The 13,805-nt window shown below is 42.0% G+C and carries 10 protein-coding genes; 4 read left to right on the forward strand and 6 right to left on the reverse strand.

Going from position 1 to position 13,805, the window contains the following annotated elements; all coding sequences use genetic code 11:
- Positions 1–276: 276 nt before the first annotated feature.
- Together RID53_RS33250 and RID53_RS33255 are read right to left on the reverse strand one after the other, a co-directional pair.
- Positions 277–930 (reverse strand): hypothetical protein, encoded by a 654-nt coding sequence (locus RID53_RS33250; RefSeq protein ID WP_446392163.1) that lies wholly within the window; start codon positions 928–930, stop codon positions 277–279.
- A 68-nt stretch (positions 931–998) separates the two neighbouring features.
- Entirely contained in the window at positions 999–5,375 is a 4,377-nt protein-coding gene (locus RID53_RS33255; protein ID WP_446392164.1) for an nSTAND1 domain-containing NTPase, read from the reverse strand.
- A 145-nt stretch (positions 5,376–5,520) separates the two neighbouring features.
- Between RID53_RS33255 and RID53_RS33260 the strand changes: the two genes are divergently transcribed.
- Both RID53_RS33260 and RID53_RS33265 read left to right on the forward strand, forming a co-directional pair.
- Entirely contained in the window at positions 5,521–5,982 is a 462-nt protein-coding gene (locus RID53_RS33260) for a hypothetical protein (RefSeq protein WP_446377803.1), read from the forward strand.
- A complete protein-coding gene (locus RID53_RS33265) occupies positions 5,979–7,520 on the forward strand; it encodes a hypothetical protein (RefSeq protein WP_446377801.1) in 1,542 nt (513 codons plus the stop codon). The genes RID53_RS33260 and RID53_RS33265 overlap by 4 nt, the downstream gene beginning before the upstream one ends.
- A 71-nt stretch (positions 7,521–7,591) precedes the next feature.
- Here RID53_RS33265 and RID53_RS33270 read toward each other — a convergent pair whose 3' ends face one another.
- Positions 7,592–8,518 (reverse strand): alpha/beta fold hydrolase, encoded by a 927-nt coding sequence (locus RID53_RS33270; RefSeq protein ID WP_446392165.1) that lies wholly within the window; start codon positions 8,516–8,518, stop codon positions 7,592–7,594.
- A gap of 255 nt (positions 8,519–8,773) precedes the next feature.
- Positions 8,774–9,436 (reverse strand): GDYXXLXY domain-containing protein, encoded by a 663-nt coding sequence (locus RID53_RS33275; RefSeq protein WP_446392166.1) that lies wholly within the window; start codon positions 9,434–9,436, stop codon positions 8,774–8,776.
- A 78-nt stretch (positions 9,437–9,514) separates the two neighbouring features.
- Here RID53_RS33275 and RID53_RS33280 point away from each other — a divergent pair, with 78 nt between their 5' ends.
- Together RID53_RS33280 and RID53_RS33285 are read left to right on the forward strand one after the other, a co-directional pair.
- Positions 9,515–9,649: a hypothetical protein gene (locus RID53_RS33280; protein ID WP_446392167.1), complete on the forward strand. Its 135-nt coding sequence runs from the start codon at positions 9,515–9,517 to the stop codon at positions 9,647–9,649.
- A 239-nt stretch (positions 9,650–9,888) separates the two neighbouring features.
- Positions 9,889–10,821, forward strand: coding sequence for a bestrophin family protein (locus RID53_RS33285; protein WP_446392168.1), 933 nt, complete (start codon positions 9,889–9,891; stop codon positions 10,819–10,821).
- A 95-nt stretch (positions 10,822–10,916) separates the two neighbouring features.
- Here RID53_RS33285 and RID53_RS33290 read toward each other — a convergent pair whose 3' ends face one another.
- Both RID53_RS33290 and RID53_RS33295 read right to left on the reverse strand, forming a co-directional pair.
- A complete protein-coding gene (locus RID53_RS33290) occupies positions 10,917–12,278 on the reverse strand; it encodes a DUF2157 domain-containing protein (RefSeq protein WP_446392169.1) in 1,362 nt (453 codons plus the stop codon).
- A gap of 252 nt (positions 12,279–12,530) precedes the next feature.
- Positions 12,531–13,652 (reverse strand): amidohydrolase family protein, encoded by a 1,122-nt coding sequence (locus tag RID53_RS33295; protein WP_446392170.1) that lies wholly within the window; start codon positions 13,650–13,652, stop codon positions 12,531–12,533.
- Between the last annotated feature and the right edge of the window lie 153 nt (positions 13,653–13,805).

Below are 13,805 nucleotides of genomic sequence, written 5' to 3' on the forward strand. Positions count from 1 at the left end.
ATCTTTAGATAAAGAGTATATTCAAGTTTCTTCTTTTATTGGACGTGAACGCGCCAATCAGTTCAAGGAGTTTATTCAATCAGAATTTGTCAATGTAGAAATCGGTGAAGCAAGTATTATTGAGGCTCCATAAAGTGAATGGAAATCGCTGTACTCAACATCAAACTACAGGCTTTAAATTATGGCATGTCAAATAGTCCTTGACTGATCATGTTGATGTAAAATTTTATTGAGAGACACAATACACGATTAATATATTGTAGTATCAGTTATGAATTAAGGACTTAAATAGTGTAAACTTTCGACAATATTTATAAATTCACGTCGGTTTATTAAATTGCATTTTGTGTACTCATTTGCACTAGAAGAATTTACACTATAGACATATTTGCTATCAATAACTCCATGCCACATTTCGACTGTCATGTATGACGTTTCACTTTCTGTACTAAACTCTGTAATTTCAGCAACTACATTTCCTAAAGCTGGTGAAAAAACGTCAATGTTCTCAAGAGCCATTGGTGAACCACCAGCTCCCTCAAGTTGCATAAAAATATCGAAACAAACTTGACTAGGATTAGAGTAAGTAATTACTACATCGTATGCAACAGTATAACGATCATGCTTCCAATCTCGAATTGCAAAATCAGTAACTTCAAACCCACTAGGAACATAAGTCGGCAAAATTGCTTTAAATTTACCACGATGACTATCTTCTGATTGTAGACGTAGTAAATCTCTTATTTGAGAATCATTTAACCCTGAAAGTTCAGCAATCTCTTGGGTCGAGTAAACCTGCTTATAAGATAGATTATCCTCAGAAAATTCTGGCGTTTTTCTATAATTTAAAACACCCTCAATTAGGTTACATCCTGACAAAAGCCAAACTAGATTCAGTTGAAAAAGTAAGGCAAAAATCTTGACCTTCATAATTCAGTAACCTTTTGAAATTGAAAATTTGATATGTTCTGCCTTTGCTTTCCCCGAAAAAACTCAAATCACTGCTGACAAAAATTCTTCAAAGCCAAAGTTTCAGAAGCCACAGCGAGATACCCTTCCAACCAGTCACACCCTACCACCAACAACTCATCCAAATTTAAGATTTTCCATAACCGCAAACTCCCCATATCTCCTCCCGCTAAAATAAATTGCCCATCAGCACTAAACGTCAGACCCCAAACAGCCCCTTGGTCATTGGTAAACTCAGCCACTTGTCGCCCCTGCAAATCCCACAATCGCACCGTGCCATCCATCCCTCCCGTAGCAACGTACAACCCATCGGGACGAAAACCCACTGCATTAATCCCACTCTGATAGCTAAAAAACTCCAGTTGCTGCCGTCCTGACCTATCCCATACCCGCACCATACTATTGTTATCTGCCGTCACCAACTGACTACCATCGGGACTAAAACTAATACTGCGGATTTGTCCCTCATGACCCTGCCATTCCTTCTGCAACTGACCGGATAGATTCCATAGCTTAATTGTTCCATCCCAGTCCGTACTCGCAATCCGTCGTCCATCAGGACTAAACGCCACCTTACCCACAACCGCTTCATGTCCCTCTAGAGTTACCAACAATTCACCAGAAACTGTCCAGAGTCGCGCTGTTTTGTCGGCTCCTGAAGTCACAATATATTGACCATCGGGACTAAACTCCACACTGTTCACCCAAGATTGATGACCTGTCAACTGTCCCAAGGAAGTGCCAGAACGATCCCATAGTCGTACCGTGTTTTCAAATCCCGCTGTGGCAATGATATTCGCATTGGGACTATGACTGATACTCCAGATTGCACCGCGAGAATTAGCAGTCCATTGAGCCAATTCTTCTCCGGATAAACTCCAAACGCGGACAATTCCTTCATCCCCAGCACCAATTACTTCCTGTCCATCAGGACTAAAACTGACTGTATTAACATCTTCTTGATGACCCGGAAACTGTAAAGTTGCTGCTGTTGACAGATCCCAGAGTCTAGAACTGCCATCTCGTCCCGCACTCATGAGATAGCGACCATCAGGGCTAAAATTAGCTCGCCAGACCGTCCCTCGATGACCTTGTAACCGGGCAATTTCTCGACCGGAACGTTCCCATAGTCGAACAGTTCCATCATCTCCTGCGGTTGCCAACTGCTCTCCATCGGGACTAAAATTCACCGCAATCACCCACCCTTGATGTCCCTCAATTTGCTGCACTTCTTCACCGGATAAAGTCCAGAGACGAACTGCTTCGTCGTCTCCTGTGGTTGCTAACTCCTGACCATCGGGGCTAAAACTAACATTAAAAACCCGTTGTGGATGAGCTTGAAACTGGACAATTTCTTGACCGGAAGTTTCCCATAAGCGAACCTTACCATCTTTTCCAGCAGTTGCTAAGGTCTGACCATCAGGACTAAAAGTAATTTGGTTCACGCCACCAGGATGTTCAAATTCTGCCTTTTTCTCTCCCGACTGATTCCACAAAACCACGACACCATAATCATCTCCAGAGGCAAAAGTCTCTCCATCAGGACTAAACGCCACGGTATTAACAACAGTTTGATGTTCCATCTGCATCAGTTGTTGACCGGAACTCTCCCAGAGGCGAACGGTTTCATCTCCCCCAGCACTGACGATTCGCTGGCTATTGGGGCTAAAACTGATGTCATTGATTCCACCTAGCACCCCCTGTTTATGTCCCCGGAGTTCAACGGCTTCTGTGGTTCCTGATAGTCCCCAAATTCTAATCACTCCATCTCGTCCGGCTGTAGCAACGGCTTGTCCATCAGGACTAAAGGTGGCGGCTTTCACTTCATCTCCCCCACGATCAAAGCGGTTGCGCTCATAAATCGTATCGAGAATTTTCTGCAATGCTAAGATCGGACTGGCGGCTGGATAATCTTGGGGAGGACGACCATTTTTAACCAGTTCTTGCAATCGTTGACCGCTTTGCATGGCGGAAAGGAGTGCTTCTAATTCTCCCGATCGCAATTGTCGCAAGGCACTCACCCCCGCTTGTTCTAGCTTAGTTCCTTCTTCCGCTTCCCGTTGCTGATAACGAGCGATCGTGGCAGTTCCTAAAAATGCAACAGTTAAAATTAAACTCCCCCCCAAAAAGATTGAACCAATTTTAATCCTGCGTTTGGCTTTCTGGTTTGCAGATTCAAGAATTAGTTTTTCTTTCTGAGCCGTTTCTTTTTCCTGAATTTCTCTTTCTAAAGTAAGTTGAGCTTGCATTTCCTCCAACCTAGCCTGAGTCTCAGCCTCCTGGCTCAATTGAATTAGCTCCACAGCAATTGGAGAAAGCTCTGCCGGATTCTCCTTCCAAAAATCTTGGGCAACAGCTAAACGACTCCCCGCTAATAAATCACCGCGTTGCCGAGATTTTCCACCCTCAAACCATTCCCTAACTTGAAGCTCAATTTGTCGCTTCCGACGCAGCATCTCTCGATTTTCTTCCAGCCAGTTTTTGAGTTGTGGCCAGTGACGAATTAAGGACTCATGTGCAACATCAATAACGGTTAGAGCGTTATGATCTGCTTGACCTCTAGCCTGTAATTCATCAGTAACTACTAAGCGAACCCTCACTAATTTTTGCAGAATATTATCAATAGTTTTTTCACTATACTCTGTAGTAACTAACTCAGTTTTGAGTACACGGCGGCGAGTGTCTTCTGTCCCCTCTCCTAACTGAGTTAGCTCCAAGAAAATTCGCTTGGCAATTTTCTGTTCTGTTTCCGACAAAGATTCAAAAAATAAATTAGCTTGCTTTTGTAATGCTCCTTTAACCCCTCCTAAGCGGTTATATTCAGCTAAGGTTAATCGAGTCACCGTTTTTTGATACCAAAGCTCTGTCAAAGTATATTGCAAAAGTGGCAAGCTACCCGGAGAACCTTGAACATCGTCAACCATTTGCTCAACTAATCCTCTTTCTACCTCTAATCCAACTTTTTGTGCTGGCTTTATAATAGATTCTTCTAACTCATAAGCTGTTAAAGTAGGAACTAAATACTGATTTTGGTTAATGTATTCAGTCAAGCCAAAATATTCATTCTCCGCGCATTTTCCTAAAAAATCTGCTCTCATTACTAAAATCAGACAAAGTTTACCTTCGGCTGCTTCTAAAGCCCCTAATAGGCATTCAAAAAACCGCTGCCTTTCTGAATCATCCGGGCAGAGAGTAAAAATTTCTTCAAATTGGTCAATCACCAAAACTACGCGAGGAGCTTGAGTGGCTTCAACTAATCGCTTTAATCCTTCTTTTCCGGCTAAAATCAACTCTTCAGCCTTTTTTAGCTGACTGGCTCTTTCAATAGGGGATAAATTGATTTCCGCATCAACAAAGACTTTAGCTAATTTTTGCAGTGGGGTTTTATCTTGTTCTCCAGGAGTAAATGGAGGATAAATTTTCCACAAATCACTTCCTGATGAGTTTTGTCCCAGTTTTAGCTTATACAGTAGTCCAGCTCTAACTAAAGAAGACTTCCCACATCCCGATGGTCCCAAAACCGCCAAAAAATTGCTATTTTTAACTTTCTCAATTAATTCATCTATTCTCTCTGTGCGTCCATAAAAATACTCAGCGTCCTCGTCGTTAAAATCAAAATACCTCAGACCCCTATAAGGACAAATGCCTTCTCGAATTGGACTGACTTGTTCGATATTGCGAGTAGTGAGAATAATGGGATCACCTGAATTGCTATGAATCGGTGCTTGGGGAATCCCTCTCACCTTTTCCTTAATAAAATCAACTAAGGTATGATTGGTAATTACACCTTCAGTATTCTCCCTAGGCTCAAGTCCTTCTAACAAAAATTGAGTCAATACTCCATGCTTTCCACCCAAAGACTCATAAGCCAATTCAAAAGGACGACAGGCAGCAATAAAACATCTATCTCTTCCCTGTCCTAAGTTTCCCGGATCTGCCTCGTCAAAATTATGTAATTCCCCACTGTGACAGCAATCTAACCAAATAATTTGCTGTTTAACCAAACTTTTTTGGAGTAATCGCCTTAACCATTGCAGGGAGACTCCCCAGATTTCTTCTTCCGGATTGCAGTCGCTAGTGGCAAGGAAACCTTCTGTTATGCCCCCACGAACTTTGCGTAAGCCATGACCAGCAAAAAATAACAGTGCCGTTTCTGGCACTTGAGCATCATCCCCATCAGGATTAAAGAGCGTCGCGATCGCCTCTTCGACTTGCTTACAGCGGACTTCTGCCCCTTTATGCACCCGCAATCGACCTTCCCGGTTAACTTCGGGCAATCGTCGCACCCGGAAACCTCCATGTTGTTCCAGAAGTTGGGCGATCGCCTCCGCATCCTGAGCCGGTTTGGATAAGTTAGGCAGTTCTGGGTAGCTATTAATCCCTATGACCAGGGCATCACGAGTCATGGACTGACCTACATCTTTAACGGAGTAATTTTACGGTAACATAGTTCTAATAGCCTAGCTGTTTTGGACTCTAAATCTAAAATTTATCTATCTAAAACTGCACGACAATGACTCCCCCGACCCCCTTTCTCTCAGCTTAGGATTTATGGCTACCACCGTTAATCAATCGTTACTGGCGATTCTCGTGGCTCTTGAAAATTCAGATCAGTGTCTAACTGAGGAGCAACAGCAAGCCTTGCATCAAATGGGTCAACGGTTAGGAACCAAACCCCAAAAGTGGTCATCTCACCTTGAAAAGCTCTTGACAGTCTTTCCTGAAGAGTCAGATTTTCTGAAGTCTTATCATCAAGCCTCTCAAGCTTTAGGGCAGTTGTCGTCGGAAGAGATCCCTAATATTTTACCCGATGAACAAGAGGTTAAGCAAATTTTTCCTGATGCACCAGTTGTGAAGCGAGCCTACTTTGAGGGTAAAGCGGATCAGAGCAGTCAAGAAATCTGTAACTTTGTCAGTAGCGTTGTCAAAAGTCCCAACCCAGCCGAAACCAGTCAAAAATTAAGTCTGGCTCTGCGTCTGGCGGAATATCTAAAATCTCTCGGTCGCTCATGAGTCAACTCATCTATCCTAATCTCTTTTGTTTTGTTTATGATATCAAAGAAGGATTAGGGTTTAACAATGAAGAGTTAAGGGATGCCCAAGCAAACTTTGCTCGCCGTCTTCCCCATCTCTCTTATGTTTTTAAAAATGATCACAGCTTTGAAACGGAGTATCATGAACTTTTACCGACAAAAATTGACAAGTTCACAGACCACGAAGATGGCTATACAGGATATTACTACCCTGTCCGTTTAAATGACACCTATGGACTCTTAGTTGCCTGTTCTCCTCCTGAAAATTATCACATCTATTCTGCTAATCAAGTCATTGCTAATCTCAAAAAAAAAATTGATGACAAGCTGGCGGATCAGCCGGGGACGTTAGGAACTACTTGGTTAATCTTAGCTCATCTCCCTGAAAACTATCATAAAGATCGGTCTAAAGTTGCTCAGGACTGCTATCAAGCCTTAATGGAAAATTCCGACCCTCAGACCCCCGCTGATTGGGAAACTGACTTAGTAGGTCAAGGAAAATTTTTAGGGGGGACTCTTTTTGAATTATCCCAATATTACATCCGTCCAAACTTGAAATATAGAAGTCATAGGAAAGGCTCTAATTTTTCAAATTATAATTCGACTTATTTGGCTGAACTACAGGTATCTAATCATGTTTTGATTGAGTTATGTCCGAATCATTCAGCCGCTAAGATAGCCTCTCGCTTCAATTTTGATTGGATAAGATTATTTTGTTATCGACATAAAATTTTGTTTGCTTATACTCAGAGTCGCTTTATTAAACAGGACTTGAAAGAGGGTTATAGAACTATTAAAGAGTTTATGAGATTGTTTCAAAAAGAGCGCCAGAGCAACCCGAGTCTTAGACAATTAAAAAATCAATTATTACAAGCACAATATAGTTTATATCACTATTCTATTGACTTAAATCAATTGGCTGATCAGATTCGGACAATGGAAGTTAACTTATTAAATTATGAGAGACGAGTTAAGGTTATTCAGGAGAAAGCCAGGAAAGAAACCCAGGAAAAAGCTATCTCAGATTATGATTACTTAACTTTATGGGGATGGAATTTAAGGTCTTTAGATTGGCAGTCACTTCCTAACTCAATTCTTGACTTTTTATCTCCTCATGATTTTACTTTTTTGGATAAGTTTAGGCAAGATTTTAGTAACAAATATATGTTACAAGTAGAAAAAGACTATGAGGGATTAAGTCCTGGCTTGATTCTATTGGAGGAATTAATTAATTCGATTTATGGAATCACAAATTTGGATCAGGCACAGCGCGATCGCACGTTCCAAAATACTGTCGCAATTGTCGGCGTAGGGCTAGCCGCAGGTTCTATGGTTGTGTCTCTGAATAAATTAGGCGAGGGAAAAAATGATCCAGTTCGGTCTGTCCTCACCCATTCCCTAAAAATCCAACCACCCTGGTTAGAACCAGCTATTCCTTTAGTATACAGCCTCAGTACCGCTATTTTAGCCGCCCTACTCACTTGGTTGGTGATTCGGTTAAAAGAGCGATCGCGCTAAAGCTGATGTACTCCAATCCTTTTACCCATAGCAACTTACCACTGGACTTTAGACTAAATTTTTGTCAGGAACTAGGTTAACTTCTGTTGATTAATCCAATCGCCGACAACCGAGACAAAAGCAGCCGTTGACTCATAAGGTAAAACATTTCTACCCGCAATTGTATACCCCTGACCTTGGGGAAAATGCTTGACATAGTAATCTAATCGTTGTTCGGGTGTTTCCGTTTTCCCCTCGCGACTAATACTGCTAGCTTGTTCTCCGAAAACCACTAACGTCGGTTGTTGAATGGAAGCAATAACCTGTTGATAGTCTTGTCGCCAGAACCCAGATAGGAACGAAAAAACAGCATGGCGACTAGCGGTATCAGTAGCACCTTTTCTGAGACTATCTAACCATTGCTCATCAATATCGTCTGGTTCAGCAAATAACTGCTTCGAGGAAAACGAACGTAAAAATTGACGGCGACGGGCGTAGCGATAGAATAGACGACCAAACGGCGAATCAAATAGATTCCAGGCAAATTTATGCTTCAAAGCAGATGTTTCCTGGGTCATTACAGCCCAAGACGGTGGACCCGATAATACCAATCCTTTCAGATGATTAGATGTATCTGGCAACTGGACGAGAGAAAGGGCTACGGGTAATTCTGCACCTTGCACCACCACAATAGCGGGTTTTTTGACAATAGTCTGTAAAAAATAATTTAACTGCTGCGCCCAATCCGTAGGATGATAAGCAACATGGGGCATATCACTGTCACCACATCCGAGTAAGTCAGGATTATAGATGGGTTGAGAATATCCCGCTTGATACCACTGTTGGCAAAAACGATACCAAAACCAACGGGATAATCCGACGCCAATCGGATGCAGTAACACCAATGGTGTATCGCTAGCCTGATTCGGCTGATAATAGTCGTAAGCACAACGATAATTACGCCAACTGTAAAACTCAGTTGTTGCTGACGGGATGGGGAAGTTGGAAGTAATCGTCATAAACACTCAACAGTCAAAAGCAATAAATTCTGTAGGGGCGGGTTTAGCCACTAAAAGGACTTGTCATCAATAAATGAACAACAAAACCCGCCCTAACTTATTGATAACATATCAACAAAACCCGCCCTGATTCAATTGTCGGGGTGTGACACAGTTCGTAGTAAGGGCTTTAGCCTTTGATTGGGTTGAGCGAAGTCGAAACCCAACCTACAACCTCTACTATTAAGGACAAATGACATAAGACGAATGACTCAATCAGAGACGATACTGCCGAATCTTTTGTTGATTCGTTTCACCAGTCTGTACCCAAAGACTAATCGGAACGGCATTTCCCCAAGCATCAACTTTAACTTCCATAACAATAGGCGGAATTTGTTGGGTTTGTTCAGGATTGGCAAGTCTTGCTGCCCGCAGATCATCATTAATCTGATTCCGTTCTGCTTCAGGCATAGTATAATTTTCGAGTCCATACTCAATTAATCCCCGTTGTGCAATTCCTCTCAAAACAACCTGATTGTTGTTGAGATTGGTAGGATGTTTGAGACTAAGAGAAATAGGTTCCCACGGTTGTGGTAGTCCAGGCAACCTGAGTGAAATCGGTTCTGCTAAAATTACATAAAACTGAGTTCCTGGCTTGATAAACATTACGGTGTTGTCATCACTTTGTTGTTTAGGTAAATTGTTCCAACCTGGTAAACCACGCAATTGCTCTTGACTAGAAATGTCATATCTCATAGTCTGAGAGTAGCCTCGCAATAGATTGTAGGGTTCTAAGGGGGCTGTTTGCAAAATGATAATTTTACCTGTGATATGAGTGTAAATCGCTTGGGCAGGAACTGACAAAATTAACACAGTCTGGAATAATAGAGTCAAACCAAATCGTCGGAAAGGAATAGAAGGGGTCGTGTTATTTGTCATTTGAAATAATCATTTACTACACTGTGTTAGAAAGTCTGTACAAATATTTTAATACGGTTCTGAGATTACTCGCTTTTATTGTACTACAAAAAACTACTTCAACTTGAAGTGCGGAATGTGAGTATTGTTCGCTATGGCTCTGATGATGTACTTAACCCTGCACCAGAAGAGTCTAAGGTATTCAAAATCGTTGATGAAGCGGATATAGGATAAGAGTAGCTCAATCATGCTTGACAAAAGGAAGTGAGACCAGTAATCATAAAATTAAAAAATTTGTGGTTTTTGGTGCTTACTGTGCGAAATTGTAGTTGAAGACATAATTGTCTTCCTGTCAACACTCAAGTTATGTAAATAATTTAAAAATCAAAACTAAAAACAATTGATTTATTAAAAAAATGAGGAAATTAAGTCAAATATTTTTCGGAAAAACAGGTAGAAAAAACAACGAATTGATGCCAACTTCAATTAATGATCCGGATTGGCAGAAACGGAATTGGTTTCGTCTTGCTTTAAGCGTAAAAGGGTCAGTCATTATAGCTATTTTACCTCGCGTTATCTTATGCAGTATTTTTGGTTTGGTTATTTCACTCTTTTATGAGCTTGGATTTTCCGTATCTTTGCCCGTTTTGAGTGGACTGGTTCCCAGTATTGTCTTAGGTTTACTCTTAGTTTTCCGAACCAATACGGCTTACGAACATTTTTGGGAAGGTCGTAAAATTTGGGGAATGTTAGTTAATACAGTTCGTAACTTGGCTCGCCAGATTTGGACTGCTATCGCCGAAAATAACTCAGAAGATAAACAGGCTAAAGAAGAAACCTTGCGCTTATTAGTAGCGTTTGCTGTAGCGACTAAGCAACATCTCCGAGGAGAGCGATCGCACCGTGAGTTAGAACCGTTGATGTCAGCAGAACGGTATCAAATTCTCCAATCCATGAATCACCCACCCCTGGAAATTGCTTTTTGGATTGGAGATTATCTGCAAAAGCAGCACGAACGGGATTACCTCAACACCTATCAACTCACTGCCATGTTGAAATTACTCGATATAATGGTTGACCTTTTAGGGATGTGTGAACGGATTCTCAAGACTCCTATCCCTTTAGGTTATTCGATTCATTTGAAGCAATTGTTATTAATTTATTGCCTATCACTGCCATTTCCGATGGTTAGCGAACTGAATTGGCTAACTGGGATAGTTGTGGGAGTGATTAGTTTTGCTGTGTTTGGGGTTGAGGAAATTGGCATTGAAATCGAAAATCCCTTTGGTTATGATACCAATGACTTACCCTTAGATACAATTTGCACGACAATGCAACACAATATTGAAGATTTAATCACGTTAGAGCCTTTTGTCAGGCATTGGAAAATGACCAATAACCAATAAAAAATGATAACTTACTTGCCATGCTAAACGGTTATCGAATTATTGATGCAGACGCCCTAACACCTATCCCCACCACAACACTTATTCAGCAGCCCCTATTTAGAGTGTTGAGTACGAATATAGTATTCAAAACTTACCCCAGCCACCATAATACCGCAACCGCACAGTAAAAAAACTAGGGATTTGAACAGTAAATCGGTATTGTACTCAACCATCCGACTTAAGACTTGCAACGTTAACAGCACCAACCCTCCCCAGAAAAAACGTCGTTGGGCTTGGGTGATTCCTTTACGGATTATACCGATCGCTAAAACGAGTAACATTAAATTGAACGTTAATACTGCCGCGATATCTAAAGAACCCGTCCTGAGATGCCAATAGGGAATGACGGCGCTAATCACAATCATGAAAGCCACAAAGCTAGTTGTTCGGTTGAACTGACGCCAACGATGCAGCCATTCCCAAATTGTTATGCTGACGAAGATAAACAGATTGACCAAAATATACCACGGTACATGAAAGGCGTTATTGGCAGATGGCATAAAGGAAACATTCCACATCCAGTAGAACGATAAGAGGAAAAATAAAAGACTGAGGAAAATAATGGCAAGTGTGCGGGCTGTCGTCTCAAAGGACTTAGCATGAGGAAGATACCGTCTCCAGAATCTATCCCTGTACCCCCATAATAAGGCTGGCGGAAGGGCGCAAGCGATCGCGCTAACCCAGGCGGGGGCGATTAAAATGTTGAGGCGTACTAAGTTCACCTCCAATGAATAAATCACCGCGATCGCACCGAGGCGAAATATCCACCGAGAACCACACCAGTAGGCTAAGGGAATAAACATCACACCCGCGAGTACGGGCATAAATCGTACCATCAGCCGCAGCCAACCTATCTCTCCAATCGCCAAAAATTCGGGTTGTCCTTGTCCCTGAATATATCCAATTCCGATCAAAAGGGCAGAAAGTATGCCTAACCCAGTTAGCCGCAAGCTATACGCCATCCCCAAGACACCAACTCCCCAAAGCAGCAGCAATTGGTAAGCGGGTCTATTTTGCTGAAAGAGTTGGGATATCAGCGCCATATTTACCCCCAATATCAGCGCCCCTAGCATCAGCAATATTTGTCCTAAACGGCGTTGTCCTCCTTTAGGACGTTGCCACAAAACAAAGCCTGCTGTATTGAATCCAATAAACAGCAGCAGGAGTAACGCTACTTTCAACTCTCGCGACCAAACTTGCCAGTTGGCGGCGAAAAACGCGATCGCGCCTACGCCTAAAAGGATACTGCCGATCAGCAGCAGAATCGAGACAAATTGGTTACGGGAAGCCGTTTCGAGTTCCCCAAATTGATAGCGTTGGGCAAGTTGTTCATAGACAGAGGGATCAATTAACCCCTCACTTTGCCATTGCTGTGCTTCTTGACGCAACTGACGACGAAACTTCTGGGAAGGCATATTAGCATTTTAGTCCGGTTCTACCTCTTAAAATGTTGTAACATTTTGAACATTCGAGTCGTTTGGGTAGAGCGTAAGCGTTATCCAATAAGCTAATCCGCCTCTATCAATTCTAGGGAAAGGGCGGGTTTTGTACTCCAGTCATGGGCAATTATCAATGTTAATCCCTAAACCCGCCCCTACAAATACTATCTAAATCTAGGCGAAATAAAAATTGAAATGCAATTGTTATTATGACCCATTAATTATTATTTATGACTTTTCCAAATAAAGTTTTCGGGCATTGTCACAGAGAATCGCATAAGCAACTGATTCAGCTTCCTTTGCTGTCAAATCACCATCCTGAATCGCCCCATCTAACACCTGACTTAACACCTCTCGCCCCCATTTTGCGCCCAAATAATACAATTCTGGAATATTGTGAGCGTCGGAGGAATACATCAGTTTACTGGTTGGCGTCAGTTCTAACAGTTGCTGAACCGTTCGACGCATTCCAGCATGACTCAAAAACGGAACGGCTAATCCAAAATCTAGATAGACTTGCGGATAAACAGATGCTAAATATCCAGCTTCCTGACTATAGGGATAAGCCGCGTGTAGTAGGACAATGGGGACGTTTTCAAAACGTTTATCTTCAAGGAGCGATCGCAGATACAAAGGATTGCTAAAGCGCAGATCCAAATCCGGGTCACCAAACCCTGTATGAAATTGTATCGGTAACTGATATTTGCCAGCAATTTCTAGAGCTTGGGTGATTACAAAATCAATAAATGGCTTGTCTGATAGGCGTAAGGATTGACTTGATGTTGGCTTGATTTCATCAAATCGTTGTTTAGCAAACTCCTTGGGTGTCCATTGAATATCTAAACCTGTTCGGTAGGCAGCCACACTTTTAAATCCCACAATTTCAGCCGATGGTGGATCAAGCTGACTGCGGAACTGTTCCAAAAATATCTTAAAATTGTCTGACTCTATAATCAGCTTTTCTGCTAGATATTCCAATCGTAGAATCCGCTGCACAGGAACAAATTTCTGATGCCATTCCAGTGGCAGAATATCACCGGGCAAAAAGCCATCATCGAGAAATATTGCCTCAAGGTTAGAGGCATGAAAACATTTCTGCGTGAGTTTTTCTAACCCCAGTTGCCTGCGATGTTCAAGAATTACAGCTTCTGTTGGCTCACAATCCAAAAGTTGAGCAATATCCCGTAAACTACGACGGTAGAACAGGCTATAACGGGCATGATGATTAACAATATCAGGGTGATACCCTTCTGTAAAAGCCGCCGTATAAGGATAACGCTTTGTGGCGGAGGGGTTCAGTAGGTTGTGAGCATGTTGATCGATCGCGGCAATATCCCAGAGGTCGAGCATTATTTGGGGTTGATGTTTAATTTTTCGTGATCTATTGTGAATTAATTTAGTGTAGTGTCTGATAATTTTACCAGCATTTACCCTAAATAAGTCCGACTACTTAGTAGTGAGCAAGATGCTCACACTACGACAAGGATTTCACCATTATTGACA

The sequence above is a fragment of the Coleofasciculus sp. B1-GNL1-01 genome (genome assembly GCF_040220235.1).
GTDB lineage: Bacteria > Cyanobacteriota > Cyanobacteriia > Cyanobacteriales > Coleofasciculaceae > Coleofasciculus.